The organism is Krasilnikovia sp. M28-CT-15, assembly GCF_047159595.1.
GTDB lineage: Bacteria > Actinomycetota > Actinomycetes > Mycobacteriales > Micromonosporaceae > Actinoplanes.
This window is the reverse complement of record NZ_BAAGAK010000001.1, coordinates 4,355,389-4,381,344: the sequence shown is the minus strand read 5'-3', so window position 1 is coordinate 4,381,344 and position 25,956 is coordinate 4,355,389. Positions and strand designations below refer to the sequence as shown.

General features: G+C 71.7%; 25 protein-coding genes and 1 riboswitch. Of the genes, 11 read left to right on the top strand and 14 right to left on the bottom strand.

Features of this window, described 5'->3' with window-relative positions; genetic code table 11:
• Nucleotides 1-17: 17 nt before the first annotated feature.
• Nucleotides 18-416 (top strand): NUDIX hydrolase, encoded by a 399-nt coding sequence (locus ACMCNO_RS20055; protein WP_412750985.1) that lies wholly within the window; start codon nt 18-20, stop codon nt 414-416.
• A gap of 91 nt (nt 417-507) precedes the next feature.
• Nucleotides 508-822 (top strand): hypothetical protein, encoded by a 315-nt coding sequence (locus ACMCNO_RS20050; protein ID WP_412750984.1) that lies wholly within the window; start codon nt 508-510, stop codon nt 820-822.
• A gap of 147 nt (nt 823-969) precedes the next feature.
• Here ACMCNO_RS20050 and ACMCNO_RS20045 read toward each other — a convergent pair whose 3' ends face one another.
• Both ACMCNO_RS20045 and ACMCNO_RS20040 read right to left on the bottom strand, forming a co-directional pair.
• Nucleotides 970-1,317: an extradiol dioxygenase gene (locus tag ACMCNO_RS20045; protein WP_412750983.1), complete on the bottom strand. Its 348-nt coding sequence runs from the start codon at nt 1,315-1,317 to the stop codon at nt 970-972.
• A 175-nt stretch (nt 1,318-1,492) separates the two neighbouring features.
• Nucleotides 1,493-2,452, bottom strand: coding sequence for a DUF1259 domain-containing protein (locus ACMCNO_RS20040; RefSeq protein ID WP_412750982.1), 960 nt, complete (start codon nt 2,450-2,452; stop codon nt 1,493-1,495).
• Between the two features lie 200 nt (nt 2,453-2,652).
• Here ACMCNO_RS20040 and ACMCNO_RS20035 point away from each other — a divergent pair, with 200 nt between their 5' ends.
• Nucleotides 2,653-2,937: a hypothetical protein gene (locus tag ACMCNO_RS20035; protein ID WP_412750981.1), complete on the top strand. Its 285-nt coding sequence runs from the start codon at nt 2,653-2,655 to the stop codon at nt 2,935-2,937.
• Between the two features lie 94 nt (nt 2,938-3,031).
• On the opposite strand, the gene ACMCNO_RS20030 is transcribed toward ACMCNO_RS20035, so the two are convergent.
• Entirely contained in the window at nt 3,032-4,111 is a 1,080-nt protein-coding gene (locus ACMCNO_RS20030; protein WP_412750980.1) for a LacI family DNA-binding transcriptional regulator, read from the bottom strand.
• A gap of 314 nt (nt 4,112-4,425) precedes the next feature.
• On the opposite strand from ACMCNO_RS20030, the gene ACMCNO_RS20025 reads away from it, so the two are divergent.
• The 3 genes from ACMCNO_RS20025 to ACMCNO_RS20015 all read left to right on the top strand — a co-directional run bounded on the left by ACMCNO_RS20025 (nt 4,426) and on the right by ACMCNO_RS20015 (nt 7,695).
• The gene (locus ACMCNO_RS20025; protein WP_412750979.1) at nt 4,426-5,733 is read left to right on the top strand and encodes an extracellular solute-binding protein; all 1,308 of its coding nucleotides are present in this window, start codon (nt 4,426-4,428) and stop codon (nt 5,731-5,733) included.
• Between the two features lie 77 nt (nt 5,734-5,810).
• A complete protein-coding gene (locus tag ACMCNO_RS20020) occupies nt 5,811-6,830 on the top strand; it encodes a carbohydrate ABC transporter permease (RefSeq protein ID WP_412750978.1) in 1,020 nt (339 codons plus the stop codon).
• Between the two features lies 1 nt (nt 6,831).
• Nucleotides 6,832-7,695: a sugar ABC transporter permease gene (locus tag ACMCNO_RS20015; protein WP_412750977.1), complete on the top strand. Its 864-nt coding sequence runs from the start codon at nt 6,832-6,834 to the stop codon at nt 7,693-7,695.
• A 121-nt stretch (nt 7,696-7,816) separates the two neighbouring features.
• On the opposite strand, the gene ACMCNO_RS20010 is transcribed toward ACMCNO_RS20015, so the two are convergent.
• Both ACMCNO_RS20010 and ACMCNO_RS20005 read right to left on the bottom strand, forming a co-directional pair.
• Nucleotides 7,817-8,545 carry an ATP-binding protein gene (locus ACMCNO_RS20010; RefSeq protein WP_412750976.1) on the bottom strand — a complete coding sequence of 243 codons (729 nt, stop codon included), beginning with the start codon at nt 8,543-8,545 and terminating at the stop codon, nt 7,817-7,819.
• Nucleotides 8,546-8,688: 143 nt separating this feature from the next.
• On the bottom strand, nt 8,689-9,858 hold the full coding sequence (locus tag ACMCNO_RS20005) for a trans-sulfuration enzyme family protein (protein ID WP_412750975.1): 1,170 nt from the start codon (nt 9,856-9,858) through the stop codon (nt 8,689-8,691).
• A 110-nt stretch (nt 9,859-9,968) separates the two neighbouring features.
• Here ACMCNO_RS20005 and ACMCNO_RS20000 point away from each other — a divergent pair, with 110 nt between their 5' ends.
• Nucleotides 9,969-10,481, top strand: a complete 513-nt coding sequence (locus ACMCNO_RS20000) for an Lrp/AsnC family transcriptional regulator (protein ID WP_412750974.1) — start codon at nt 9,969-9,971, stop codon at nt 10,479-10,481.
• Between the two features lie 7 nt (nt 10,482-10,488).
• On the opposite strand, the gene ACMCNO_RS19995 is transcribed toward ACMCNO_RS20000, so the two are convergent.
• From ACMCNO_RS19995 to ACMCNO_RS19970, 6 genes are all read right to left on the bottom strand, one after another.
• The gene (locus tag ACMCNO_RS19995) at nt 10,489-11,094 is read right to left on the bottom strand and encodes a class I SAM-dependent methyltransferase (RefSeq protein ID WP_412750973.1); all 606 of its coding nucleotides are present in this window, start codon (nt 11,092-11,094) and stop codon (nt 10,489-10,491) included.
• Nucleotides 11,094-11,411, bottom strand: a complete 318-nt coding sequence (locus tag ACMCNO_RS19990) for a carboxymuconolactone decarboxylase family protein (protein ID WP_412750972.1) — start codon at nt 11,409-11,411, stop codon at nt 11,094-11,096. Before ACMCNO_RS19990 ends, ACMCNO_RS19995 begins: the two co-directional genes overlap by 1 nt.
• A gap of 78 nt (nt 11,412-11,489) precedes the next feature.
• Nucleotides 11,490-12,236, bottom strand: a complete 747-nt coding sequence (gene narI / locus ACMCNO_RS19985) for a respiratory nitrate reductase subunit gamma (RefSeq protein WP_412750971.1) — start codon at nt 12,234-12,236, stop codon at nt 11,490-11,492.
• Complete coding sequence (gene narJ, locus ACMCNO_RS19980) at nt 12,233-12,907, bottom strand: nitrate reductase molybdenum cofactor assembly chaperone (RefSeq protein WP_412753757.1); 675 nt, start codon at nt 12,905-12,907, stop codon at nt 12,233-12,235. Before narJ ends, narI begins: the two co-directional genes overlap by 4 nt.
• A 71-nt stretch (nt 12,908-12,978) precedes the next feature.
• Nucleotides 12,979-14,595, bottom strand: coding sequence for a nitrate reductase subunit beta (gene narH, locus ACMCNO_RS19975; protein ID WP_412750970.1), 1,617 nt, complete (start codon nt 14,593-14,595; stop codon nt 12,979-12,981).
• Nucleotides 14,595-18,287: a nitrate reductase subunit alpha gene (locus tag ACMCNO_RS19970; protein WP_412750969.1), complete on the bottom strand. Its 3,693-nt coding sequence runs from the start codon at nt 18,285-18,287 to the stop codon at nt 14,595-14,597. The genes narH and ACMCNO_RS19970 overlap by 1 nt, the downstream gene beginning before the upstream one ends.
• A gap of 312 nt (nt 18,288-18,599) precedes the next feature.
• Here ACMCNO_RS19970 and ACMCNO_RS19965 point away from each other — a divergent pair, with 312 nt between their 5' ends.
• The 3 genes from ACMCNO_RS19965 (at nt 18,600) to ACMCNO_RS19955 (ending at nt 21,583) form a co-directional block, all read left to right on the top strand.
• Complete coding sequence (locus ACMCNO_RS19965; RefSeq protein ID WP_412750968.1) at nt 18,600-19,826, top strand: TIGR04053 family radical SAM/SPASM domain-containing protein; 1,227 nt, start codon at nt 18,600-18,602, stop codon at nt 19,824-19,826.
• Nucleotides 19,827-19,866: 40 nt separating this feature from the next.
• Nucleotides 19,867-20,304 (top strand): putative zinc-binding protein, encoded by a 438-nt coding sequence (locus ACMCNO_RS19960; protein ID WP_412750967.1) that lies wholly within the window; start codon nt 19,867-19,869, stop codon nt 20,302-20,304.
• Between the two features lie 178 nt (nt 20,305-20,482).
• Nucleotides 20,483-21,583, top strand: a complete 1,101-nt coding sequence (locus ACMCNO_RS19955) for a S1C family serine protease (protein WP_412750966.1) — start codon at nt 20,483-20,485, stop codon at nt 21,581-21,583.
• Between the two features lie 9 nt (nt 21,584-21,592).
• Here ACMCNO_RS19955 and ACMCNO_RS19950 read toward each other — a convergent pair whose 3' ends face one another.
• The 3 genes from ACMCNO_RS19950 to epsC form a co-directional block, all read right to left on the bottom strand.
• On the bottom strand, nt 21,593-22,561 hold the full coding sequence (locus ACMCNO_RS19950; protein ID WP_412750965.1) for a helix-turn-helix transcriptional regulator: 969 nt from the start codon (nt 22,559-22,561) through the stop codon (nt 21,593-21,595).
• Nucleotides 22,562-22,661: 100 nt separating this feature from the next.
• A complete protein-coding gene (gene cysK, locus ACMCNO_RS19945; protein ID WP_412750964.1) occupies nt 22,662-23,591 on the bottom strand; it encodes a cysteine synthase A in 930 nt (309 codons plus the stop codon).
• Nucleotides 23,588-24,154, bottom strand: a complete 567-nt coding sequence (gene epsC, locus ACMCNO_RS19940) for a serine O-acetyltransferase EpsC (protein ID WP_412750963.1) — start codon at nt 24,152-24,154, stop codon at nt 23,588-23,590. Before epsC ends, cysK begins: the two co-directional genes overlap by 4 nt.
• Nucleotides 24,155-24,414: 260 nt before the next feature.
• A riboswitch (SAM riboswitch) is annotated at nt 24,415-24,527 on the top strand.
• A 36-nt stretch (nt 24,528-24,563) separates the two neighbouring features.
• On the opposite strand from epsC, the gene ACMCNO_RS19935 reads away from it, so the two are divergent.
• Nucleotides 24,564-25,853 (top strand): aminotransferase class V-fold PLP-dependent enzyme, encoded by a 1,290-nt coding sequence (locus tag ACMCNO_RS19935; protein WP_412750962.1) that lies wholly within the window; start codon nt 24,564-24,566, stop codon nt 25,851-25,853.
• Nucleotides 25,854-25,956: the final 103 nt, after the last annotated feature.

The following is a 25,956-nucleotide window of genomic DNA, read 5'->3' as shown; positions in this document are numbered from 1 at the left end:
CCCAGGGAGCGCGAAGCATGACCATCATCGACAAGATCGCCTGGATCCACCTTAAGAACGGCGCGATCCTCAGTTCCCGATCACGCGGCAAGGACGTCTACTACATCCCGGGCGGCAAGCGAGAACCAGGCGAAGGTGACATCGACACCCTCGTCCGCGAGATCCAGGAAGAAGTCAGCGTGACGATCGCCCCCGACACCGCCGAGCACGTCGGAACCTTCCACGCCCAAGCCCATGGTCACCCCGACGGGACAATGGTCCGCATGACCTGCTACACCGCCGACTACCAGGGCATCCTGCAGCCCAACAGCGAGATCGAGGAAATGGTCTGGCTCACCCACGCCGACCGCCACGGAGTCTCCCCAGTCGACCAGATCATCTTCGATCACCTACACGAGACCGCGCGCATGCGCTGAGGCAACGTCAACGCCGTCCACGGTTTTTGACAATTTCTCGCCATCACCAACCAAGCGCGTGCAACCCGCAACGGCTCGATGGGCCGGACGTGTGGCGCCCGAGCTGGTCGACGGGGACACCCTCCTCCACACCGATGTGACAGCACGGAACTTCATCATGAGTTCGTCGGTTTCCGTGGTCGACTGGTCAACACCGTGCCGAGGCGCGGCGTGGATCGATACGGCGCTGATGGTGGTCCGCTTGATCCGGGCCGGTCACACGCCTGAGCAGGCTGAGCGATGGGCAACCTCGGTGCCGATGTGGGAGACAGCCAATCTGGCCGCGCTGGACGCGTTCTCAGCCGCCTGGCGAAGCGCTACACCCACCGGTGCCAGGAATCCCCGGCGCTGCACCGTCGAGAGCTGAGTGCAGCGGCGCGGCGGTGGGCAGCCTGTCGGTCAGGAGCGCGAGCAAGATCTACTTGTGGCTGGACTTGCGACCTTGGGCGCAGAGGAACGCGTGGACGAGTTCTCGCCGACCGTTACATCGGGACCCCGGGGTTGAACGACGCGCTCAGTGGGGTGCGGTGGGGTGGCGGGGCTGGTAGAGACCGAGCTGGCTGCCGCTGGGCAGCGGGATCGAGGTGAGCAGACCCCAGCCCCTGTCCTCGATGTCTCCGGGCATGTCCACACCCCGGCCGCGTAGCTCCGCGACGGTGGCGTTGACGTCGTCGCACAGCAGGTACAGCTCGCAGGCCCCGCCCGTCTCCGCAGGATGGACGGCCACCTCGGCAGGCGGCAGGGCGAAGATGAGCCAGCCACCACCCGCGTCGATTCCGGCGAGGCCGAGCTTGTCGCGCAGGAAGACGCGGTCCTGCTCCGCGTCGGTGCTGAACAGGACGGCATGAGCTCCAGTGATCATGATGTTCCCCGGTTGAGGCGACAACGAGTGGAGGTCGGCGGCGTTCGGCGTGCGCTGCCGGCCCTGGCGACGTTCATCAAGAGCGTGACCTTGCACAGCTGGGAGACGGTCTCGTCGTCATGCGCGATCCCAAGGGCCACGAGTTCTGTGTGGAGAACTGAGCGCCGACGCCGGCTCAGTCGGCGGTGTGGGTGGCATCGACGGCGTCGCGCAGGGTCCGGGCCGCGTCGAGAGCGTCGCCGCGTGCCCAGAAGTGCAGGTAGAACAGGTGTGGATGGTCGTGCAGCATGTGGTGGTGCAGCTCGACGACGCTGACCCCGCCGCTGCGCAACGCCCGGATGACGGCCTGCACCTCGCCGGGACGCATAGCGACGTCGCCGTTGACCACGGCGTGGCCGCCGCCGGTCGGCTGGAATCCGAGCACCGTCGTCGGCCCCATGCCCGGGGTGAGGACGCGGTGATGGTCGGTGATGGTCTCGCGGCGGGCGATGGTGAACCGGTAGACCCCTCCGTCCCAGGAGCCGCTGCGTCCCAGCACCCGATCCACCGCGGCGGCGTCGAGGTCGCCAGGGGCGGTGTCGGGCGGCAGGCCCGGCGGGGTGCCGGTGCCGTCCAGCGTCGCGCGCACCGCGCGGGCGGCGGCCACCGGATCCCCGAGGGCGTGGATGTGCGTCCACCACAACTGCGGCTCGTGGGCCAGCAGATGCTTGTGGATCGCCGTCTGCGCCAGCCCGGTGCCCTGCGCCAGGTCGGTGACGACCGGCAGCTCCGCCTCGGTGACCGCCAGGTCACCCATCACCAGTACACGGTCGTCGTGGTAGCGGGAGAACGCCGCGTAGGAACTCAGCGCCAGCGCCGGGCGCACCGTCACCCCGTGGCTGACCACGGTGAGGTCCCGCCGGGGGAAACTCACCCGGTAGGCCCGGCCGCCGTCCAGTAGCCTGCCCACGCGCCCCAGCGCCTGCGCGACCGGCGCCCAGTCCGCTTCGGTCGTCGTGACCGGCCACATCCGACGGTCGTACCCGTGGTTGTCGCCGGGCTCGGCTTCGGCCGGCCGGGCCCAGGTCGCGCCCGCCGCCGTCGCCGCGGGTACGGCCAGTCCCGCCTGCAACAGGCGACGTCGTGTGGTCCGCATGAATCCACCTCCTTGACGTCGGCACCGTAGGCACGGCCGGCGCGCCGCGGGCCGCGAACGGCCGGTGGTTCACACTTCTGCGGCGCGCAGGAGCTCGCCGTATGTGGGGGAGAAGAGGTCGGCGTCGTCACCATCGGGTGACGGTGCGGGGCTGAAATCGGGCCGGGGCGCTGTTGATGCGGTAGGCCATGATGAAACACGTGAACAAGCTTCGGGTCGGAGCGCTGCTGGCGCTCGCCAGCCTGCCGTTGGCCATCGCCGCGACCGTGGCGGCCGCCGCCGGCGCCCCCGCGTGGAGCGTGGTCGCCGTTCTCGTGCTCGCCGAGGTGAGCTTCTGGATCGGCGTGCTCCTCATGGGACGCGCCACGTACCAGGCGGCCCGCGCCCGGGGCTGGCGCGCCGTCCCGGGGGAGCTGTGGTGGATGCTGCGTACCGGCCGCAGCCGCACCGAGGCCGTGCGCAGCGGCGGGCCGCACGCGCCCTGAGGCAGTCGGAACCGGCGGCACCCGACCCAGCGCGCGGCCGTGGCGTCGCCGCCCGTATCCCGGAGGCCCAGGCCGGGCTCCCGTTGGCCTGTCTTTACGCGGAGAGTTCCCGGGTGAGGTCCGCCGGTGGGCGGCTGGACTCCCGGGTGATCAGGGCGGTGTGCAGGAGCTGGTGGGGGTGCTGGTCCTCGCCCCGGATCGCGGAGACGAGGAAGTCGCCCGCGATCCGGCCCTTGGCCGCGATGGGCTGGCGCACCGTGGTCAGCCGAGGGCGGCTCCACTGTGCTTCCGGCAGGTCGTCGAAGCCGGTGACGGAGACGTCACCGGGCACGTCCAGGCCGAGATCCCGCAGGGCGTCGATGGCGCCGAACGCCATCAGGTCGGCCAGCACGATCAGCGCGGTCGGCCGGGGCCGGCCGGTCATGATGGCCTGGGCGGCGCGGTAGCCGTCCATGCGGGTGCAGGGCGCCTCGGTGACCGTGATGTCGCGGGCGCTCAGGCCGACGGTACGCAGTGCGTCCTCGATGCCGGCGATGCGCCGGATCATGGGGTCGCGGTAGGTGCGGGCGGGCTGGTCGGAGCGGTGTTCGATGCTCAGCACGGCGATCCGGCGGTGTCCGAGGTCGAGCAGGTGCTGGGCGACGTGGCGGGCGCCGTCGCGGTCGTCGACGTCGACGCTGGCGGCGCCCCCGTCGGGCGCGTCGCTGTCGACCAGGACGTAGGGCAGCGACCGGCGGGTCAGCTCGGCGATCTCACCGCGGTCGGTGTCGAGTCCACACACGACGAAGCCGTCGACGCTGGCCTCTCGGATGACCCTGACCAGGGAGTCGCCCACGGGCGGCATGAGTTGCAGGGACAGGCCCTCACGGGTGCACACCTGCCCGATGCCCATGAGGAACCGGGCGTAGTACGGGTTCTCCATCGCTTTGGGGATGTCGTGGGGGAGCAGCACGCCGAGGCACCGGGTCCGGCGGTTGCGCACGGTCCGGCTGGACGGGGGCGGCGTGTAGGCCAGGTCCCGGGCGGCGGCGAGGATCCGCTCGCGGGTCGCGGTGGAGACGCGGGTGGGGTCGTTGAAGGCGAAGGAGACCGCGGAGCGGGAGACCCCGGCGGCGGCGGCGACGTCGCTGGAGGTGGCTCGGCCCCGGCCGGCGTGGGCGTCCTTCGCTGCCATTGCGCTCCCTCGGGGCCAGTACCGCGGCGAGCCTGTCAGCTCACGCAGTGTGAAGTTTAGTAAACGGTTACTGCCGTCGTGCACTGTTTAGCACGGATTTCCGGCGGCCGCGAGCCTGTCCTGGATCCTCCGAAGGGAGGAGCACGCGTCCGGAACGGCGGTGGGAAGATCTCGTTAAGAAACAGTTACCTAACACGTTTTACTTGCGTGTTAGCGTGACCACGGTCACCAGCCGCCGGACGGCGGCGATCCCACCCCTTAGGCCATGGCATCCGTCCCCCGGAGCCATGACACGAGAACTGACAGGAGATCCGATGCGCATTCGTAGCGTCGGTATGATCGCCACCGCCCTGGCCGTGGCGCTCACTGCCGCGGCGTGCAGCGGCAACGACAACAGCAGCACCAGCAGCGACAAGAAGCCCGCGACCGACCCCAAGTCGCTCAGCGCTTCGCTGACCTGGTGGGACACCTCGGACCCGAAGAACGAGGGCCCGGCGTTCCAGGAGCTGATCAAGAAGTTCAACGCGGAGTACCCGAACGTCAAGGTCGACTACCAGTCGGTGCCGTTCGCGGACGCGCAGAACAAGTTCAAGACGGCCGCGGCCGCCAAGTCGGGCGCCCCGGACATCCTGCGCGCCGAGGTCGCCTGGGTGCCGGAGCTCGCCTCGCTGGGCTACCTCTACAACCTGGACGGCTCCGAGCTGCTCAAGGACGAGGCCGACTTCCTGCCGACCCCGATGTCCTCGGACAAGTACGCGGGCAAGACGTACGGCGTCCCGCAGGTCACCGACTCGCTGGCCCTGCTCTACAACAAGAAGATCTTCTCCCAGGCCGGCATCACCGCCGCCCCGAAGACCTGGGCCGAGGTGAAGACCGCCGCTGCCACCATCAAGTCGAAGACCGGCAAGCAGGCGCTGTTCATCAACTCCGGTGGCTACTTCCTGCTGCCGTTCATCTACGGCGAGGGCGGCGACGTCGTCGACGCGGCCGCCAAGAAGATCACCGTGAACGGCCCGCAGGCCGTCGCCGGTATCAAGATCGCTCAGGACCTGGTCAAGAGCGGCACCGCCGTCAAGCCCCCGGCCAACGACGCCTACGGCAACATGATGACCCTGTTCAAGGAGCAGAAGGTCGCCATGATCATCAATGGGCCGTGGGAGGTCAACGGCATCAAGGACGCCCCCGCCTTCGGTGGCCTCGCCAACCTCGGCATCGCGCCGGTGCCCGCCGGCAGCGCCAAGGCCGGTGCCCCGGTCGGTGGCCACAACTACACGATCTGGTCCGGCATGCCGAAGGAGAAGGTCGCGGCCGCGGTCGCGTTCGTCAAGTTCATGTCCTCGGCGGAGTCGCAGGCGTTCCTCGCCGACAAGCTCGGCCTGCTGCCCACCCGCAAGTCCGCGTACGACCTGCCGGGTGTGAAGGACAACGCCACGATCGCCGCGTTCAAGCCGGTGCTCGACGCCGCGGTGGCCCGTCCCTGGATCCCCGAGGGCGGCCAGTTCTTCGGCCCGATGGACAAGATGGCCGTCGAGGTGCTGGTGCAGAACAAGGACGCCAAGGCGTCGCTGGACACGGTCGCCAAGACGTACAAGTCCGAGATCGTCAAGGACTACAGCAACTGATCGATTGATCGTCTGGCCGCCGGCCCTCGGGTCGGCGGCCAGCCGCGTCGGAGCCTTCCCCCGGAAGTGGAGCAGCGATGAGCACCGCAACGGTCGGACGCCGCACCCCGACCCCCGAGCCGGTCCGCGAACCGGCCCCGCCGGGGCGGCTGCGGCGCAGTTGGGACAAGCACTGGTACGCCTGGGCGATGGTCACGCCCGTGGTGATCGTGCTCAGCGTCCTGGTCTTCTACCCCCTCGCCCGGGGGATCTACCTGTCCTTCACCGACCTCACCGAGGCCAACCAGCAGCGCGAGCTGTGTACCCCGTCGATCACCGGCGACCTGAGCTGCCAGACGAACCCGCATGCGTGGAAGTTCGTCGGCCTCGACAACTACATCCAGGTGCTCAGCGGCCAGATCGGCCAGTTCTGGCCGCAGTTCTGGACCACCATCATCTGGACCGTCACCTGCGTCGTCTTCACGTACGGCATCGGGCTGGGCCTGGCGGTGCTGCTCAACCGCCCGATGCGCGGGCGCAGCTTCTACCGGGTGCTGCTGATCCTGCCCTGGGCGGTGCCCGGCTTCGTCAGCGCGTTCTCCTGGCGGTTCATGTTCAACCACCAGTTCGGGGTGGTCAACGCCCTGCTCAAGGCGGTCGGCCTGGAGCCCGTGAACTGGTTCGACGACAAGTGGACCGCGCTGTCCACCGCGATCGTCACGAACATCTGGCTCGGCGTACCGTTCATGATCGTGTCGCTGCTCGGCGGCCTGACGGCGATCCCCGCCGAGCTCTACGAGGCGGCCACCATCGACGGCGCCACCCCCTGGCAGAAGTTCAAGAACGTCACCCTGCCGGGGCTGCGCCCGGTCAGCATGACCGTGCTGTTGCTCGGCACGATCTGGACGTTCAACATGTTCCCGATCATCTTCCTGGTCACCCGCGGCCAGCCCGCCGGGCAGACCGAGATCCTGGTGACCGGCGCCTACCGGGCCGCGTTCGAGGGCATCCGCAACTACTCCCTCGCCTCCACGTACGGCGTACTGATCCTGTCCATCCTGCTCGTGTTCTCGGTGTTCTACCGGCGGGCGCTGCGCAAGCAAGGCGAGGTGTGGTGACATGTCCGCGCAGGTAGTAGCCAAGCGCCGGCCCAGGAGCCGCCGCTCGCCGATCGCGTCCATCGCGATGCACGCCACCCTGATCGTCGCCGCACTGATCGCGATCTTCCCGATCGCGTGGGTCGTGCTGTCCTCGTTCAAGCCCGGGGTGTACATCCAGAGCACCGAGATCAGCCTCATCAAGGAACCCACGCTCGACAACTACCGGTACGTGCTCACCGAGACGATGTTCCCCCGGTGGGCGCTCAACTCGGTGATCGTCGCGATCGCCACCACCGCCATCGGTGTGCTGATGTCGGCCACCACCGGCTACGCGCTGTCGAGGTTCAACTTCCCGGGCCGCCGCCAGCTGCTGCTGGTGTTCCTGGTGACCCAGATGTTCCCGGTCTCCATCCTCATCGTCCCGATCTACGTGATCATGGCGAGCCTCGGGCTGATCAACACGCTCGGCTCGCTGGTCATCGCGTACCTGACCATCGCGGTGCCGTTCTGCTCGTGGATGCTCAAGGGCTACTTCGACTCGATCTCCACCGAGCTGGACGAGGCGGCGCACCTCGACGGCTGCGGGCCCTTCGCCACGTTCTGGCGGGTCATTCTGCCGCTGGCCCGGCCCGGGATCGCGGTCACCGCGTTCTTCTCCTTCCTCACCGCGTGGGGCGAGGTCGCCTACGCCACCGCGTTCATCCAGGAGAAGAGCAGGTTCACCCTCGGGTACGGCCTGCAGCAGTTCGTTCCGGCGTTCAACCCGCAATGGGAGTACCTGACGGCCTCCGCGGTGCTGATCACCGTGCCGGCGGGTGTGGTCTTCTTCTTCGCCCAGCGGCACCTGGTGTCCGGGCTGACGGCCGGGGCGGTCAAGGGCTGACCCCTGCGCCGGTGCGCGACCGGCTCAGACCGACAACGGCCCGGCGGCCCGTGGATCCCGCCGGGCCGTTGTCCTATCCGGGGCCTGCCCGTCCGGAGCCTGCCCGTCCGGAGCCTGCCCGTCAGGCGGCGAGCGTGGCCCAGACGACCTTGCCCTCCCGTGACGGCAGCCAGCCCCAGTGCGTCGCGACGCTGTCGACCAGCATGATGCCGCGGCCACGTTCCCGGTCCAGGGCGCCCAGCTTGATCAACTGCGGCGGCGTGGGCGAGCCGTCCCGGACCGAGATGTTGACGTACCGGCCCGGGTGCCTGATCTGCAACGTGATCATCGTGTCGGCATGCTCGACCGCGTTGGCGACCAGCTCGCTGACCACCAGGCAGGTGGGGCCGGTCAGGTGCGGCAGGCCCCATCGCGCGCACGCGTCGGTGGCCAGGTCGCGCGCGTGCCGGACCGCCCCCGTGACCGGCAGCAGTTGGTCGTGGACGGACTGGGTCGCCGTGCCCGCATGGGGTGCAGCACGTCGTGCCGTGTCGAGATCGGGATGCACCGTCAGCTTGCCGAACCGGCCGCGGGCAAGTTTGGTGGCCAGCGCCAGCGGCGCACAGAGCAGAACCGGGGTTCCCGGCCAGCTGTCGGCCTGCCGCGTGACCGAGGTGAACAGCGCCAGCGCGGTGCTTCCGGCGACCTCCATGCCCGACAGGTCGATCAACAGCGCCTCCGGCTGCTCGGCCAGGCACTTCAGGAGCGCCTCCCGCAGATTCGGTGCAGTGGCCGGGTCAAGACGGCCCCTGACGGTGACGACGGCGCGTCCGTCGCCCTCGTCCACGGTCCAGTCCAACGGCGCGGTCATCACAATCCACCCTCCCGCCTGCCCTGGGCATGCCCTGTTCGAATCAGGGGTAAACCCGGACGGCAGTGGGCAAGTCGGCGTCGCCGACCCGTGGCATCAGCAACCCGGGCCCGTGGCGGGCGACCCCGGGCGGACCGGCGCGGTCACTGCGCCGCGTCGAGCGCCCGCATCAGATCGGCCCACAGATCCGCGGGATCCTCCAGACCCACGGACAGGCGCAGCAGTCCACCGTCCGGTTTGGCCTCGGCCGCCACGGGCCGGTGGGTGAGCGACGCCGGGTGCTGGATCAGCGAGTCGACGCCGCCCAGCGACACCGCGTGGGTGATCAGCGTGCATCCCGCGGCGACCCGCGCAGCGGCGGCGTACCCGCCGGAGACCTCGAACGCCAGCATGGCTCCCGGTCCGCGCACCTGGCGCCCGACCAGCCCGGCCGGGTCGCACTCCGGGCGTCCCGGGTAGTACACGCGGGTGATCGCGGGGTGCCCGGACAGGCGGTCCGCGAGCTTGCCCGCGCCCTCCTGCTGGGCCCGCATCCGGACGGGCAGGGTCTGCAGCCCCCGGTGCAACAGGTACGCGGCGAGCGGGTGCAGCAGGCCGCCGGTGACCGCGCGGACCCGGCGCAACCGCGCGGCCCACTCCGGCCCGCAAGCCACCACGCCGCCCATCACATCGCCGTGCCCGCCGATGAACTTGGTGGCCGAGTGCAGCACCAGGGCGGCGCCGTGCCGGGCGGGCTGCTGCAGCACCGGGGTGGCGAACGTGTTGTCCACCAGCAGCGGCACGTCGCCCGCCTGCGCGTGCAGGGCGGTCAGGTCCAGCATCTCCAGCGTCGGGTTGGCGGGCGTCTCCACGATGATCAACCCGGTGTCGGGGCGAAGTGCGGCGGCCACCGAGTCGGGCGTCGCCCAGCTGACCTCCGTGCCGAGCAGCCCCGAGTCCAGCAGGTGGTCGCTGCCGCCGTACAGCGGGCGGACGGCGACGACGTGGCGGCGGCCCTCGGCGGCCGCGGCCAGCAGGCAGGCGGTCAGCGCCGCCATGCCGGACCCGAACGCCACCGCCTCGTCGACGCCCTCCAGCTCCGCGAGGGCCGCCTCGAAGCGGCGTACGGTCGGGTTCGCCAGCCGCTGGTACACCAGGCTGTTCCCGGGCGCCTCATGACCGCCCGTGGCCAGCGCCTCGTACGCGTCGCCGCCCGACTCGACGTCCGGCAGCGGGTACGTGGTGGACAGGTCGATCGGCAGGGCGTGGACGCCGAGCTGGGCGAGGTCGTCGCGACCGGCGTGCACGGCCCGGGTGTCGAGGCTGCTCTCCATGGAGGTAAGGCTGCGCAGTGTTCGGCAACAGCACAACAGTTCCGAATTTCCTTCGGAATGACCGGGCTTCGGCGCATAATATTCGGCGCGGACCGATCGGGGAGGTGACCATGGCGAAGGAACTGCGGCGCGGGCCGGGCCCGCCCGAGCGCCCCGCGCCCGCCGGGCTGGACGATCTCGACCGGCGCCTCGTCGCGCTGCTGGTCGAGGATGCGCGCGCCGCCAACGCCACCCTCGCCGCCGCCCTCGGCGTGGCCCCGTCCACCTGCCTGACCCGGCTGCGGTCGCTGCGCGAGCGCGGGGTGCTGCGCGGCTTCCACGCCGACGTCGACCTCGCCGAGGTGGGGCTGCCGATCCAGGCGATGGTGTCGGTGCGGCTGGCCGTGCACCACCGGGACCGGGTCGCCGCGTTCCGCGCCGCCGCGCCGGGGCTGCCGGGCGTGGTCGCCGTCTACCACGTCACCGGGCAGGTCGACTACCTGCTGCACGTGGCGGTAGCCGACCCGGACGCGCTGCGCGACTTCGTGGTGGATCACGTGCTGAGCCGTCCGGAGGTCGCGCACGCCGAGACCAGCCTGATCTTCGAACACGTGCGGGGCACGGCGGTGGGCCCGGCCGGCTGACCCGCGCTCAGGCGGGGACCAGCAGCGCGACCAGGAAGTCCGCGTCCGGTGTGAACGGCCGCAGGTCCCACGTGCTCAGCAGCAGCTCGGGGGTGAGGCCCGCGGTCGCGGCGTCCGCCAGGAAGCCGTCGAACGCGTAGCCGCGCCCGGCGCCGAAGCCGATCACCACCCGCCCGTCCGGGCGCAGGTGCAGGGCCAGGCGGCGCAGGATCTCCACGCGGGTGGCGGGCGCCACGAACGTCATCACGTTGCCGGCGCAGACCACCACCGCGAAGCCGTCCGGGATGCCCGCCGCCGGTAGGTCGAGCTCGGTGAGGTCGCCGACCAGCCACCGGGGCCCCGGGTGTTCCGCCCGGGCGGCGGCGATCAGGTCGGGGTCCAGGTCCACACCGACGACCTCGTGCCCGGCCTGTGCCAGGAGACCGCCCACCCGCCCGGTGCCGCATCCGGCGTCGAGGATCCGGGCGCCGCGCGGCACCATGGCGTCGATCATCCGGGCCTCGCCCGCCAGGTCGGCGCCGGCCGCGGCCAGGTCCCGGAACCGCTTGATGTACCACTGGGCGTGGCCGGGATTCTCGGCGACCATGCGCAGCCAGAGGTTCTCCTCGGCCATTACGGGGCCTCGGCGACTTCCTCGATCCATCCCATGGCGGCGATCGCGGTGGGGAAGCCACACGTGGTGATCGCCGCGAGGGCGACCGCGCGTACCTCGTCGAGGCTGGCGCCGGCCTGCAGCGCCTTGCGTACGTTGGATTTGACCGCGCCCTGGGCCTGCGCGCCGATCGCCATCGCGAGCTTGAGCAGCCGGTCGGTGCGCTCGTCGAAGGGGGTGCGGTCGCGCACCGCCTTCGCGACCGCACCCTGCGCCTCAGCGACCTCCGGGAAGCGATCCAGGAACCGGGTGTAGATGCTGGGCAGGTAGTCGGACATGGGCCCCTCCGCCGCATGATCGGTTCAACGTCTTCACCGTAACCAGCCCGAGGCCGCGGTAGGCCCCGCGCGGGGAAGTCAGTGGTGCGCGCCGACACCCCGGCGGGTGGCGTCACGCACGACCGCGGGCAGCGGCTGCGGTGCGGGCGCCGCGCTCCGCCGGGCGCGGTAGACCACGTACGGGCGCCACAGGTACGCCAGCGGGGCGGACCAGACGTGCACGAGCCGGGTGAACGGCCACAGCGCCAGGAACAGGAACCCGCCGATCGCGTGCAACTGGTAGACCAGCGGCGCCCCGGTCATCAGCTCGGTGTGCGGCTGGAACCAGAAGATCCCCCGGAACCACACCGCGATCGTCTCCCGGTAGTCGTACCCGTCGCCGAGCAGGTTGGTGGCGACCGTGGCGGTCATGCCGAGCGTGACCATCGCGGCCAGGGCGGCGTAGAGCACCTTGTCCATCGCAGTGGTGACCCGGCGCACCCGGCCGTTGACGAAGCGCCGGGCGATCAGCAGCGCCAGCCCGGCGACCAGCATCGTCCCGGTCACCGTGCCGCCCCACACCGCGGTGGTGTGGTAGACGTGCTCGCTGATGCCGATCTTCCCGGTCACCGCGGCCGGGACCAGCAGGCCCATGGCGTGCCCGCCGATCACCCCGAACGCGCCGAGGTGGAACAGCGGCGCCCCCCAGCGCAGGATCCGGCTCTCGAGAAGCTGGCTGGTGTGGCTGGTCCAGCCGAACTGGTCGCGGCGCCACCGCCAGACGTGACCGGCGACGAAGACGGCGAGGCACAGATACGGCAGGACGATCCAGATGAGCGTGTTCATCGTGTTGCCTCCGACGCGGAGCAGGAGGGATAAGGGGCGAGGGCGGCGCCGTCCAGGTCGGGGCCGTAGCCGAGCGAGTCCAGGCCGACGGTCTCCACCGGCGGGCCGTCGATGGCCAGGGCCGCGACGGCGTCGCGGTCGGCTTCGGTGAGCGGGGGCAGCACCGCCGCGACCGCGTCCAGCAGCAGCCGGTACGGTGTGCCCGCCCCGGTCAGTGCCGCGCGCAGCAGCTCGATGCCCTGCCGGTGCTGGCGCAGCGGCGCCTCCCCGTCACCGGGACCGACGGCGGCGGCGAACTCCAGCACCACGGGCAGCAGGTCGGGCAGCTCGCCGTCGGCCAGCCGCAGCCCGTGCGCCCGGTACCGCTGCTTGAGCATCAGCAGCGCCAGCCCCCGGCGACGGGTGTCGCCGTGCAGGTAATAGGTGAGGTACAGGCCCGAGCGGCGGCGCAGGTCGAACGTCTGGACGTAGTGCCGCTGCACCTCGATCCGCGGCGTGGCCAGCAGCCAGTCCAGGAACTCGGTCACGCCCGCGCGCACCTGCACGTGGGCGATGTCGGCGGCGGCCGCGCGCAACTGCGGGCCCGCGTCGAGCAACTCGGCGTCCGGATAGGTGAGCAGCAGCGACACCATCTGAAAGATCCGGGCGCGGTCGGCGGGAGACGCGCTCATGGCGGGGCGCTCCGTCGTCGTCGGCGCGGCACGGCCGGTCATGACTGAGCCTCCCTGGGCGCTGCGGGCGGTCATGACGTACCTCCCACGGGGTTGATGGTCAGCCCGCGCCGCCCGTCGGGGCGCTTCGCGAACAGGCCCGGCCGTCCCGGGTGGACCTGCTCACCGCCGACCAGGTGGAAACTCTCCACCGTGGCCTTGTCGGTCATGCCCGGGCCGCCTTCGCAGTCCAGGGAGCACCCGGTCTGGGCGGCCTGGGCTTCCAGAGCGGCGGCGTCGCGGTGGTGCGCGGCCGGGATGACGTAGCGCTCGTCGTACTTTGCGATGGCCAGCAGCCGGTACATCGACTCCACCTGCGCGGCGCTCATCCCGATGCCGTCGAGCAGTTCCTGCGCGACCGTGCCGTCCAGGGTGCGGGCCCGCATGTAGGAGCGCATGGCGGCCAGTTTCATCAGGACGCCCGCGACGGCGTCCGCGTCGCCCGCGGTGAACAGCTCCGCCAGGTACTCCACCGGGATGCGCAGCTCGCGGATGGTGTGGAAGACATCGTCGGCGTCGGTGTCGTCGCGGCCCGCGGCGCCGACCGCGTCCAGCACGGGCGACAGCGGCGGCACGTACCAGACCATCGGCAGGGTGCGGTATTCCGGGTGCAGCGGCAGCGCGATCCGGTATTCGCTGATCAGCCGCCACACCGGCGAACTCCCGGCCGCGTCGATCCACTCCTCGGGCAGCCCCGACTCGCGGGCGGCCTGCTGGACCTGCGGGTCGTGCGGGTCGAGGAACACCGCGCGCTGCGCGTCCAGCAGGTCCTTCTCGTCCGGTACGGACGCGGCGGCCAGCACGGCGTCCTCGTCGTACAGCACGATGCCGATGTAGCGCAGCCGCCCGACGCAGGTCTCCGAGCAGATGGTGGGCTGCCCGGCCTCGATGCGCGGGAAGCAGAACGTGCACTTCTCCGCCTTGCCGGTGGCGTGGTTGACGTACACCTTCTTGTACGGGCACGCCGACACGCACATCCGCCAGCCCCGGCACCGGTCCTGGTCGACCAGCACGATGCCGTCCTCTTCGCGCTTGTACATGGCACCGGACGGGCAGGCCGACACGCAGGCCGGGTTGAGGCAGTGCTCGCAGATCCGCGGCAGGTGGAACATGAACGTCTTCTCGAACTCGAACTTCACCCGGGCCGCCGCCTCGGCGGGCATCCGGGCGATGTTCGGGTCGGTGCCCGCGTGCTCGTGCGCCCCGCCGAGGCTGTCCTCCCAGTTCGCGCCCCAGGTGAGCGCCATCGGCTCGCCGGTGATCGCCGAGTGGGGCCGCTTGACCGGGGTGTCCTTCAGACCGGCGGGCGCGTTGACCAGGATGTCCTTGTCGAACGTGGCGGGCTCGTAGTAGTCGTCCAACGTGGGCAGATCCGGGTTGGCGAAGATCCGGGTGAGTCGCTTGAGGCGGCCACCGGAGCGCAGCGTCAGCCGTCCCTTCGCGTCGAGCTGCCAGCCGCCGTGCCAGCGGTCCTGGTCCTCGTAGTGCTTCGGGTAGCCGATGCCCGGCTTGGTCTCGACGTTGTTGAACCAGACGTACTCGGTGCCCTCCCGGTTGGTCCAGGTCTGCTTGCACGTCACCGAGCAGGTGTGGCAGCCGATGCACTTGTCGAGGTTCATCACCATGGCGACCTGCGCGCGGATCCGCATCAGTACTCCACCTCCTGCGTACGGCGGCGGATCACGGTGATCTCGTCGCGCTGGCTGCCGATCGGGCCGTAGTAGTTGAACGCGTACGTGAACTGGGCGTGCCCGCCCGCCAGATGGGTGGGCTTGATCAGCAGCCGGGTCATGGAGTTGTGGTAGCCGCCGCGGCGGCCGCTCTTCTCCGCCTTCGGCACGTTCACGGTGCGCTCGGGGGAGTGGTACTGGAACACCGTGCCCTCGGGCATCCGGTGACTGACCACCGCGCGGGCCACGATGACGCCGTTGCGGTTGTGCGCCTCGATCCAGTCGTTGTCGGCGACGCCGATCTTCGCGGCGTCCTCGACGCTCATCCAGATCACCGGGCCGCCGCGCGACAGCGCCAGCATCAGCTCGTTGTCGTGGTACATCGAGTGCACCGACCACTTGGCGTGCGGGGTCAGGAACCGTACGGTCAGCCCGCCGTCGACCAGCTCGCCCGGCTGACCGAAATGCCGCGCCATGTTCAGCGGCGGCCGGAACGCGGGCAACTGCTCACCCAGCTCGGCCACCCAGTCGTGCTCCACGAAGAAGTGCTGGCGGCCGGTGATGGTGTGCCACGGCTTGAGCCGCTCCACATTGAGCGTGAACGGCGAGTACCGGCGCCCGCCCTTCTCCGACCCGGACCACTCCGGGCTGGTGAACACCGGCTGCGGCGCCTCCTGCGTGTCCGGGTACGAGATCCGGTCGCTCTCGTGCCCGGCGATCAGGTCGGCGAACGGCTGCCCGGTGCGCTGCTCCAGTGCGGCGAAGCCCGCCGCGGCGACCCGGCCGTTGGTGGTGCCGGACAGCGCGAGGATCGCCTCGCACATCCGGTCGGCCGTGGCCAGCGACGGCCGCCCCGCGCACGGCCCCTCGGTGATCACCCCGTTCTGGTGTCGCAGGTACTCGATCTCCGGGGTGACGTCCACCGTGATCGCCTTGGTGGTGGTGCCGAGCTTGTCGAGCAGCGGGCCGACCGCGCGCATCTTCGCGCCGATCAGCGTGTAGTCGCGTTCGATCTCGATGAGCTTCGGCATGGTCTTTCCGGGCTCGGGCGCGCACTCGCCGGCCTGCCAGTCCCGGACCCGGCCGCCCGGCATGGCCAGTTCGTCCGGGGTGTCGTGCTGCAGCGGCGCGGCCAGCACGTCGCGGCGCACGCCCAGGTGGGTCATGGCCAGTGCGCTGACCTTGTCGGCCAGGGCCAGGAACGTGTCGTAGTCGGTATGCGCGTCACCGGGCGGCTCGACCGCCGGGCTGAACGCGTGCACGAACGGGTGCATGTCCGTGGTGGAGATGTCGTGCTTCTCGTACCAGGTGGCGGCGGGCAGCACCAGGTCGGCGTGCAGGCCGGTGTTGGTCATCCGGAAGTCCAGCGCGGTGAGCAGGTCGAGCTTGCCGACCGGCGCCTCGTCGCGCCACACCACGTCGCGCGGCCGGTGGTCGGGGTCGCACTCTTCGGCGGTGGCGGACGAGTCGATGCCGAGCAGGTGCCGCATGAAGTATTCGTTGCCCTTGCCGGACGAGCCGAGCAGGTTGGCCCGCCACAGCGTCAGGCAGCGCGGGAAGTTCGCCGGGTCGTCCGGGTCCTCGGCGACACCCTTGAGGGTGCCGGCCTGCAACTCGGCCACGATGTGCTCGCTGACGGTACGGCCCGCCGCGGCGGCCTCGTCGGTCAGGTCGAGCGGGTTGCGGTTGAACGCCGGGTGCCCCGGGCTCCAGCCCATCCGCTGCGCGGCGGCGACCGTGTCCGCGAAGGACATCCCGGCGAACCGTCCCGTGCCCAGCGGCGAGGACAACTCGTCGGCCGGGACCCGCTCGTAGCGCCACTGGTCGGTGTGCAGGTACCAGAACGGGGTGCTGGCCTGGTGCCGGGTCGGGCGCTGCCAGTCGAACGCGAACGACAGGTGCTGCTGCCCGGTGACCGGCCGCGCCTTCTCCTGCCCGACGTAGTGCGCCCAGCCGCCGCCGTTGACTCCCTGGCAGCCGGTCAGCGTGACCAGGGAGATGAACGCCCGGTAGGTCATGTCGGAGTGGAACCACTGGTTCGCGCCCGCGCCCAGCACGATCAGCGAACGGCCCTTGCTGCGTTCGGCGTTGCGGGCGAACTCCCGGCCGATCCGGGCCGCCAGTGCCGCCGGTACGCCGGTGATCCGCTCCTGCCAGGCCGGGGTGTTCGGGGCGTCCGCGTCGTCGTAACCCGTCGGCCACTGCCCGGGCAGGTCACCGCGGCGCACCCCGTACTGGGCCATGAGCAGGTCGAAGACGGAGGTGACCAGGTGCCCGCCGAGGTGCAGGACGGGCACGCCGCGGCGGATCGTGGCGCCGCCCTCGGTGTCGCCGACGTCGAAGCGGGCCAGGTCGACCTCGACAGCCTCGTCGGCCCGCTCCAGCAGGCCCAGCGCCGGGACCACGTCGCCGAGGTCCAGGTTCCAGCGGCCCGGCTCGCCGTACCGGAAGCCCAGCGAGCCGTTGGGCACGACCGGCAGCCCGGTGCGCTCGTCGATCAGGACGGTCTTGTGTGTCCCGTCGTCCGCGCCCAGGTCCCCGGCGGTCAGGAAGCGGTCCGCCGCCCACCCGCCCTCGGCCGTCTCCCGCAACGTGACCAGGAACGGCAGGTCGGTGTACTTCCGCACGTAGTCGAGGAAGTACGGCACCTCGCGGTCGCGGAAGAACTCCGTGAGCACCACGTGGCCCATCGCCATCGCCAGGGCGCCGTCCGTGCCGGGGTGCGGGGCCAGCCAGTCGTCCGCGAACTTCACGTTGTCCGCGTAGTCCGGGCTGACCGCCACCACCTTCGTGCCCCGGTAGCGGGCCTCGGCCAGGAAGTGCGCGTCCGGGGTGCGGGTCACCGGGATGTTGGAACCCCACATCATCAGGTACGTGGCGTTCCACCAGTCGCCGGCCTCGGGCACGTCGGTCTGGTCGCCCCAGATCTGCGGCGAGGCGATCGGCAGGTCCGCGTACCAGTCGTAGAAGCTCAGCAGCGTGCCGCCGAGCAGCGAGTGGTAGCGGGTGCCCGCCGCGAACGACGCCATCGACATCGCCGGGATCGGCGAGAACCCGACGACCCGGTCCGGGCCGTACGTCTTGGTGGTGTAGACGTGCGCGGCGGCCATCATGGTGATCGCCTCGTCCCAGCTGGCGCGCACGAAACCGCCGCGCCCCCGCTGGGACTTGTACGCCCGCGCCTTCAACGGGTTCTCCACGATCTCCGCCCAGGCCAGCACGGGATCGCCCAGGCGCTCGTGCGCCTCGGTGAACATCTCCGCCAGCACGCCGCGGATGTAGGGGTGGCGCACCCGCGACGGCGAATATTCGTACCAGGAGAAGGAGGCGCCGCGGGGGCAGCCGCGCGGCTCGTAGTCCGGGGAGTCCGGGCCAGTGGTGGGGTAGTCCGTGGCCTGGTGCTCCCAGGTGATCAGCCCGTCCTTGACGAAGACGTTCCACGAGCAGGAGCCGGTGCAGTTGACCCCGTGGGTGGAACGGACCACCCGGTCGTAGCGCCAGCGGTCACGGTAGAACGCCTCCCACCCGCCGTCGCCGACCTGGTGCAGGGTACGGCCGTGGTCGCCGACGGTCTCCCGGGTCAGGAAGCGGCGGGCGGCCAGCAGGGGCGCCGCGCCGGGAACCTGGTCGGTGGCGGGCGGGGCGACCTGGGGGTGGCGGTGCGGTGACACGGGGGTGCTCCTCGGGGCGGTGCACGACGGCCGTACCGGCGTCGGTGCCGCGCGGCTGCGCGGTACGTCCCCAAGGTTCCGCAGCACTGATCTTTCCGGCGGGAGGCGGCGGTCCCGAGCTTGCCGGGACCAAAGTCCCGGTGTGCCCGGGTAGACCGCGGAGGCCGTGATCCGTCCCACAACCGGGCGCGTTCATTCACCGGGATGGATGACGTCGTGGGCGTGGCTCCTCGGGGGCCGAAGGTCCCTACCCGCCGCGATTTGTGCCCCCGAAAACTGGACCCCGTGCTGAGTTCGGAAAGGAGGATGCGGATGCCGCAGAACCGGGGGGCGGGCGGGTCTGGTCCAGCCCGCCCCCAGGGGGCCGTGCGGATCCCGCGCCACGACGCTTCCGACCGGCCGTTCATCGTCATCTGGGAGGCCACCCAGGCCTGTCCGCTGGCGTGTCGGCACTGCCGTGCGTCGGCGCGGCCCTGGCGGGACGTGGGCGAGCTGAGCACCGACCAGGCGACCGAACTGATGGTCCAGGTCGCCGCGTTCGGTGAGCCGCCGCCGCTGTTCGTCATCACCGGCGGCGACCCGTTCCAGCGCCCCGACCTGATGAGACTCGTGCGCCGGGGCACCGAGCTGGGACTGCCGATGTCGGTGTCCCCGTCCGGCACCCCCACCCTCACCCGGCCCGCGCTCGCCGCCCTCCACGAGGCGGGCGCCCGAGCGGTCTCGCTCAGCCTCGACGCCGCCGCCCCGGCGACCCACGACGCCTTCCGCGGCGTCGACGGCGTGTACGCGGTCACCACCCGGGCCTGGCGGGACGCCATCGACCTCGGGCTCAAGGTGCAGATCAACACCACGGTCACCCGCGACAACGTCGCGGACCTGCCGCGGATCGCGGCGCAGGTGCGCGACCGGGGCGCACTGCTGTGGAGCGTCTTCTTCCTGGTACCCACCGGACGCGGCCGGAGGCTGCACGAGCTGGACGCCCAGCAGACCGAGGACGTGCTGCACCTGCTCTACGACATCGGCCTGACCGTGCCGGTCAAGACGACCGAGGCACACCACTTCCGCCGGGTCTACCTGCAACGCACCATCCTCGAGCGCCGCGGGGTCGCGGCCGGGCAGGTGCTGAACCTGGGCCCGCTGTACCACCGGCTCCGCCGCGAACTCGACGAGCTGGGGCTGCTCCGCGCCGCGCGGCGGGCGCGACGGCCGCCGCTGCAGGTCAGCGCCGGCAACGGGTTCGTGTTCGTCTCGCACCGCGGCGACGTGCATCCCAGCGGATTCCTTCCGGTGGCCGCGGGCAACGTACGCCATCAGCGGCTGGCCGACATCTACCGCACCGCGCCGATGTTCACCGCGCTGCGCGACCCCGGACGGCTGGGCGGCCGGTGCGGCGCCTGCGAGTTCCGTACGGTGTGCGGCGGCTCCCGGGCCCGCGCGTACGCGGTCACCGCCGACATGTACGCCGAGGAACCCGCCTGCGTCTACCAGCCCGGTTCGTTCCCGTTCCCCGACGACCTGGCGGCGCTGGTGCCCGCCTGATCACCGTCGGCCCCGACGATCCACGACCACGGAGGACGCCATGAGTGACGAGACCGCGGCGCCGGTGCGGCGCACCGGCCGCCCGAAGGACGACCTGCCCCTGGTGTACTCGTGCTCAGGGTGCTCCAGCGCGGCGCAGCTGGCCAACGCGCTCGCGATCCGGCTCGACCGGCTCGAAGCGGCCGAGATGTCGTGCATCGCCGGGCTGGGCGGGGACGTGCCGTCGCTGCTGCGCCTGGCGCGGTCCGGGCGCCCGATCCTGGCGCTGGACGGCTGCCCCCTCGTCTGTGTCCTCGCCACGCTGCGGCGGCACGGGCTGGACGCCGAGCGCCACGTCGTGCTCAGCGAGCACGGTGTCCGCAAACGCCGCCATGCCGACTTCGAGGACGACGACGTCGATCGGCTGCTGCCGGTGGTCGCCGAGGCCGCCGCGGCCCTGGCCACCGCCCCGGAGCCCGACCCGGCCGCCGCCGCCTGAGGCCGACCCACCCGCCTCGCGCCGCCACCCCCGGTCAGCCTCTCTGGAGCCCGGTCACCCTCTCTGGAGGATGTCTCGTCCCCCGAACGGGACTTTGCTGGGCGGCGGGGGTGGATCCGCCACGCGCCCCGGCGTGCCCGGCGGATCACCGGCGACGGCGTTCGAGGAGGTGGGCACCGTGAGCGAGGCCCCAGGCCTGGGGGAGGCATCGCCCGCGCCCGGTCGTGGACACGGCGGGCACTGGCGCATCTGGGCGGGTGCGGCGACGGCGCTGCTGATGGGTGGGATCCTCGGTGCCGCCATCGTCGGCACCAACCGGCCACGGCAGAGCACCCTGGCCGCCGGTGACCAGGCGAACGTCTGCCCGGCCACCCAGGTCGCCGATCAGGTGCTCCCGACCGTCGTGACGATCTCCGCGACGAACGGCCGGGCGGGCGGCACCGGATCCGGCGAGGTGATCCGCAGCGACGGGCACATTCTCACGAACAACCATGTGATCGCTCTGGCCGCCGACGGTGGCCAGGTCAGCGTCCTGTTCAACGACGGCCGGTCGGTACCGGCCGTGATCACCGGGCGCGACCCCAAGACCGACCTGGCGGTCATCAAGGTCGACGGCCAGCCGCCGTTGCCGGTGATCCCGTACGGCTCCTCCGGCGACGTCGTGGTCGGTCAACCGGTGGTCGTCCTCGGCGCGCCCCTCGGCCTGTCGAACACGGTCACGTCGGGGATCGTCAGCGCCCTGGACCGCACCATCGAGGTGCCGGGCGAGCAGGGCGAGACGGCCCTGCTGGTGTCCTCCGTGCAGACCGACGCCGCCATCAACCCGGGCAACAGCGGTGGCGCCATGGTCAACTGTGCGGGTCAGCTCATCGGCGTCCCCTCGGCGGGCGCTACCGTGCCGGACTCCGGTGGGGGCAGCATCGGACTCGGATTCGCGATCCCGGTCGATCTGGCGAAGGCCGTCTCCGAGGAGATCATCGCGACCGGGAGGGTCACGCACGCGTACTTCGGGTTCAGCGTGGTGACGGTGCCGCCCGCCGAGCCGGGAGGGCAGCCACGCGGTGCCTACGTGCGGTCGGTGGTGCCGGGCGCACCGGCGGCCAACGCGGGTCTGCGGCCGGGCGACATCATCACCTCAGCGGACGGTCAACCGGTCCTGAGCACCGACGACATCGCCGCGCTGACGCTGACCCGGAACCCGGGTGACCGCGTCGTGCTCGGCTACACCCGCGCGGGCCGGTCCGCCGAGGCGACGGTGATCCTGGCACCGGCTCCCTGATCCGCCCGGTCACCGGTGTCTCGATCCGGGCGTGTCGCGTTGCAGGGTGCGGGCCGGAAGGCAGCCGTAGGCGGCGCGGTAGTAGTGGGCGAAGCGGCCGGCGTGGAAGAAGCCCCAGTTCGCGGCGATCTGGATGACCGTGGCTCCGGCGTCGGGGTCGGTGGCCAGCAGCTCCTGGTGGGCCTGCTGGAGCCGGACCTGGCGCAGGTAGCCCATCGGGGTGGTGCCCCGGTAACGGCGGAAGACGTCCTGCAGGGTACGGATCGAGATGCGGGCCGCCGCGGCGATGTCGGCGACGGTGATCTCGTGGTGGGCGTGGTCGTCGATGAACGCGATGGCGCGTCGCAGGGTGGCGGGGCTGGCGTCGTGCCGGTCCCGGCCGGTGGGCTCGGTCAGCGCGGTGTGAGGGAAGGTGCTCAACACCGCGGCGGCCAGGAACTGGGGCACGGTGGAGGCGACCAACGCGGAGTCCCGCAGCGCCGGGTCGGTGATGACGCGGTCGCGCAGGAAGGCGATGGTGCGCATGAGATTGCGCCCCGCGGCGGGGGAGATCGGCCGGTAGCCGGTCAACTGCACCGGGGTGCCGGTAGGGGTCGCGGCCACCTGGGACAGCAATGACGGCTCCAGCATGGTGATGCTGAACCGCGCCCGGCTCTGGCGGCCGGCATACGGCCGGTCGGGCTGAGCGGCCAGGAACACCTCACCCGCGCCGTGGCTGTCCCGCACGCCGTCCGTCTCGACATGCGGGAACGCGCCGGACTCCACACCGAACAGGGCGATGCGGCCCAACGGCTCGACGGCGTAACCCGCCTCGAAACCGTAGTCGAGCAGATCCAGGCTGACCGGTCCCAGCGTGTTCCGGGTCGCCCGAAAGTGGTTCTGCTCCTTGTTGTCGGTGGTGAACCGTATCGATGCGTATGCCGCAGCGATGTACTCCTCGATCTGGTCGAGGCTGTGGCTTTCGAAGTCCGATTCCATGATGTCCCGTCGCCGGCATCTGTGAGCCTGCGCCGGATGCACGAGCCGGTCAAGATGCCGGGTGGGCAAGTCCTGCGAAGATCAGTCCATGCCCGTACCGTCACCCCGGGTCGGCGGCGGCGAACAGCGGCGTGCTCAGGTAGCGTTCGCCGCCGTCGGGCAGGACCACCACGACGGTCTGTCCATGGTGTTCCGGCTGATGTGCCAGGGCCGCCGCGGCGGACAGCGCGGCGCCGCTGGACACCCCGGTGAGCAGCCCCTCGGTGCGGGCCAGGCGGCGGGCCGCCGTACGGGCCTGCGCGACATCGACCTGCATGATCCGGTCGTAGACGGTGGGGTCGAGAACCTCGGGCACGAAGCCCGCGCCGATGCCCTGGATGCCGTGCGGGCCCGGATCCCCGCCCGACAGCACGGGTGACTCGACCGGCTCGACGGCCACCACGTGCAGCGCCGGGTTCTTCTCCTTCAGCACCTGGCCGACCCCCGTGATCGTGCCGCCGGTGCCGACGCCCGCCACCAGCACGTCGACGTCGCCGCCGGTGTCGTCCCAGATCTCACGCGCGGTGCTCCGCCGGTGCGCCTCCGGGTTGGCCGGGTTGTCGAACTGGCGGGGCAGGAACGCCCGCTGCTCGCCGGCGATCTCCCACGCGCGGCGCACCGCACCGGCCATCCCCGCACCGGCCGGGGTGAGCACGAGCCGCGCTCCGTAGGCCGCCAGCAGCGCGCGCCGCTCCGCGCTCATGCTCTCCGGCATGGTCAGGGTCAGCCGGTATCCGCGGGCGGCGGCGACCATCGCCAGCCCGATGCCGGTGTTGCCACTGGTCGCCTCCACGATCGCCGCACCGGGGACGAGTTCGCCGCTGCGTTCGGCGGCGTCGACCATCGCCACGGCGATCCGGTCCTTCACGCTGCCACCGGGATTGCCCGACTCCAGCTTGGCCAGCAACCGGACCGGCAGGTCGGGGTCGAAGCGGGACAACCGCACCAGCGGGGTACGGCCGATCAGTTCGGTCACGTCACGGTAGATCACGTCAGAGCTCCAGGTCGGGTACCGGCACGACGCCGGGGACGGCTGGGGGTACGGGCCCGGGCGACGGCGGCGGGTGCCCGCAGCCGGGCCCCGGCCGGAACGTCGGCCAGCACCAGGCAGTGCGCGCCGATCTCGGCGTCGTCGCCGATGTGCAGCGGCCCGAGCACGGTGGCGCCGACGCCGAGCACGACCCGGTCGCCGACGGTGGGATGGCGGCGGCCGCCGTCGGCGTCGCGCCACCAGCCCCGCCCACCGAGCGTGACGCGGTGGTACATCGTCACGTCGTCGCCGACGCGGGCGGTCTCCCCGATGACGACACCCGCGCCGTGGTCGATGAACAGCCGCCGGCCGATCGTGGCGCCCGGGTGAATCTCCACGCCGGTCAGCAGCCGGGTCAGCTGCGACAGCGCCCGGGGCAGCAGGGGCACCCGCCAACGGTGCAGGCGGTGTGCGAGGCGGTGCGACCACAGCGCCCACAGCCCCGGGTAGAGCACCGCCTCCACGACACGGGTGCCGTACAGGGCGGGGTCGCGTCGGCACGCGGCGCGCAGGTCGTCCAGCACGTCTGTCCTCCAGGGAACGGTCGCGACGAGGGAGGGTGACGGCGCACCGTGCCCCGCGCGGCGGCGCCGTCAGCGCCGTGGACACCACTCGTCGAAGACGCGCCGCACGTGCGGGCCGGTCATCGGCACCGCGAAGCGGTGGCCGGCCAGGCGCCGGTGCGGTGGGGTCATGCCGGCCGACGGTACGGGCGCAGAACCGCACCGGACAGGGTCGCTCGGCCCTGGCGCGGCGGATCCCGTCGTCAGGTAACGTGCGCAGTGGTCCTGAGTACCAGCGACAAGCCCCGGCTGGCTGGTCGGCAACCCTCCATCCGCGGCGGGGTGCCTCCGGGGACGACCTGGCCCCACCGCAGCGGTGGGGCAAGCGCGGATCGGCAGGGCCGGTCCCGGACACCCACACGGAGCAGACGTGTATCCAGCCACGGTCCCTACCCTCGTGCCGCCCACCCAGCTCACCCCGGTCGCCGCTGCGGCGCCACATCCCCTGGCGGTGCTGGGCGGTGACACTCGCGTCCGGGTCGCCGACGGTCGCACGCTGCCGTACGCGAACCTGGACGTCGCGGCCACCGCCCCCTGCGCGGTCGCGGCGGCCGACGCGGTCACCCGGCTGCTGCCGACGTACGCCAGTGTCCACCGGGGAGCCGGGGCCCTGTCGCAGCAGTGCACCCGCGCGTACGAGCAGGCCCGCGCCACGGTGGCCGGTTTCGTCGGCTGCCGCCCCGGCGACCAGGTGATCTTCACCCGCAACAGCACGGACGCGCTGAACCTGATGGCCCACGTGGTGCCCGCGGGCACCACGGTGATCACGTTCGTCGGCGAGCACCACGCCAACCTGCTGCCGTGGCGCCGGGCGGTGCGCCTGCCGCTGCCGCGTACGCCGGACGAGGCGGTCGCGGCGGTGGAGCGGGCGCTGCGACGGCCCGGGCCCGCGCTGGTCGCGGTGACCGCCACCAGCAACGTCACGGGGGAGGTGTGGCCGGTCGCCGAGATCGCCCGGGTGGCGCACCAGCGCGGCGCCCGGGTGGTCGTGGACGCCGCCCAGCTCGCGGCGCACGGCCCGGTGGACATGGCCGCGCTGGGCGCCGACTACCTGGTGCTGTCCGGCCACAAGTTGTATGCGCCGTTCGGCGCCGGGGTGCTCGCGGGCCGCGCCGACTGGCTCGACGCCGCCGAGCCGTACCTGCGCGGCGGCGGCGCCTCCCGGCAGGTCGCCGCGGACGGGGCGGTCCGCTGGGCCGACGGTCCGGCCCGGCACGAGGCCGGCACCCCGAACCTCGTCGGGGTGGTGGCGCTGGCCGCGGTCTGCTCCGCCGTGACGGCCGGCGGCTGGGCACACCTGGCCCGGCACGAGCGGTGGCTGCTGGAGCGGCTGGACGCCGGGCTGTCGGGCATCGCGGGTGTGCACCGGCTGGCCCTGTTCGGTCCCGGACATCCGCGGCTGGGCATCGCCGGGTTCGCGGTCGCCGGGCTGGACTCGGCGGAGGTGGCCCGGCGGCTGGCCGACGAGCACGGCATCGGGGTACGTGACGGCCTGTTCTGCGCTCACCCGCTGACCCGGCGGCTGCTGGCCGACACGCCGGTCACGACCGCCACGGCGGTCCGGGCCAGCATCGGCGCGGGGACCACGGCGGAGCACGTCGACCGGCTCGTCGCCGGGGTCGCGGACATCGCGGGACGCCGCCGGCCCGCGTCCGGCTGATCGGGTGGCGGCCCCGCTGCCGTGGCGGGTCGCCGGGTTGCGCCGACCGGCGCAACCCGACGACAACCGTTCGGGCTCCGTCAGATCGTGGTCAAGTTCGGAC

What these genes read in the sequence shown, in the direction of transcription:
- ACMCNO_RS20055 (WP_412750985.1), top strand. Translation starts at nt 18, where the DNA reads ATGACCATCATCGACAAGATCGCCTGGATCCACCTTAAGAACGGCGCG.
- ACMCNO_RS20045 (WP_412750983.1), bottom strand. Translation starts at nt 1,317, where the DNA reads ATGATCACTGGAGCTCATGCCGTCCTGTTCAGCACCGACGCGGAGCAG.
- ACMCNO_RS20040 (WP_412750982.1), bottom strand. Translation starts at nt 2,452, where the DNA reads ATGCGGACCACACGACGTCGCCTGTTGCAGGCGGGACTGGCCGTACCC.
- ACMCNO_RS20030 (WP_412750980.1), bottom strand. Translation starts at nt 4,111, where the DNA reads ATGGCAGCGAAGGACGCCCACGCCGGCCGGGGCCGAGCCACCTCCAGC.
- ACMCNO_RS20025 (WP_412750979.1), top strand. Translation starts at nt 4,426, where the DNA reads ATGCGCATTCGTAGCGTCGGTATGATCGCCACCGCCCTGGCCGTGGCG.
- ACMCNO_RS20020 (WP_412750978.1), top strand. Translation starts at nt 5,811, where the DNA reads ATGAGCACCGCAACGGTCGGACGCCGCACCCCGACCCCCGAGCCGGTC.
- ACMCNO_RS20015 (WP_412750977.1), top strand. Translation starts at nt 6,832, where the DNA reads ATGTCCGCGCAGGTAGTAGCCAAGCGCCGGCCCAGGAGCCGCCGCTCG.
- ACMCNO_RS20010 (WP_412750976.1), bottom strand. Translation starts at nt 8,545, where the DNA reads ATGACCGCGCCGTTGGACTGGACCGTGGACGAGGGCGACGGACGCGCC.
- ACMCNO_RS20005 (WP_412750975.1), bottom strand. Translation starts at nt 9,858, where the DNA reads ATGGAGAGCAGCCTCGACACCCGGGCCGTGCACGCCGGTCGCGACGAC.
- ACMCNO_RS20000 (WP_412750974.1), top strand. Translation starts at nt 9,969, where the DNA reads ATGGCGAAGGAACTGCGGCGCGGGCCGGGCCCGCCCGAGCGCCCCGCG.
- ACMCNO_RS19995 (WP_412750973.1), bottom strand. Translation starts at nt 11,094, where the DNA reads ATGGCCGAGGAGAACCTCTGGCTGCGCATGGTCGCCGAGAATCCCGGC.
- ACMCNO_RS19990 (WP_412750972.1), bottom strand. Translation starts at nt 11,411, where the DNA reads ATGTCCGACTACCTGCCCAGCATCTACACCCGGTTCCTGGATCGCTTC.
- narI (WP_412750971.1), bottom strand. Translation starts at nt 12,236, where the DNA reads ATGAACACGCTCATCTGGATCGTCCTGCCGTATCTGTGCCTCGCCGTC.
- narJ (WP_412753757.1), bottom strand. Translation starts at nt 12,907, where the DNA reads ATGAGCGCGTCTCCCGCCGACCGCGCCCGGATCTTTCAGATGGTGTCG.
- narH (WP_412750970.1), bottom strand. Translation starts at nt 14,595, where the DNA reads ATGCGGATCCGCGCGCAGGTCGCCATGGTGATGAACCTCGACAAGTGC.
- ACMCNO_RS19965 (WP_412750968.1), top strand. Translation starts at nt 18,600, where the DNA reads ATGCCGCAGAACCGGGGGGCGGGCGGGTCTGGTCCAGCCCGCCCCCAG.
- ACMCNO_RS19960 (WP_412750967.1), top strand. Translation starts at nt 19,867, where the DNA reads ATGAGTGACGAGACCGCGGCGCCGGTGCGGCGCACCGGCCGCCCGAAG.
- ACMCNO_RS19950 (WP_412750965.1), bottom strand. Translation starts at nt 22,561, where the DNA reads ATGGAATCGGACTTCGAAAGCCACAGCCTCGACCAGATCGAGGAGTAC.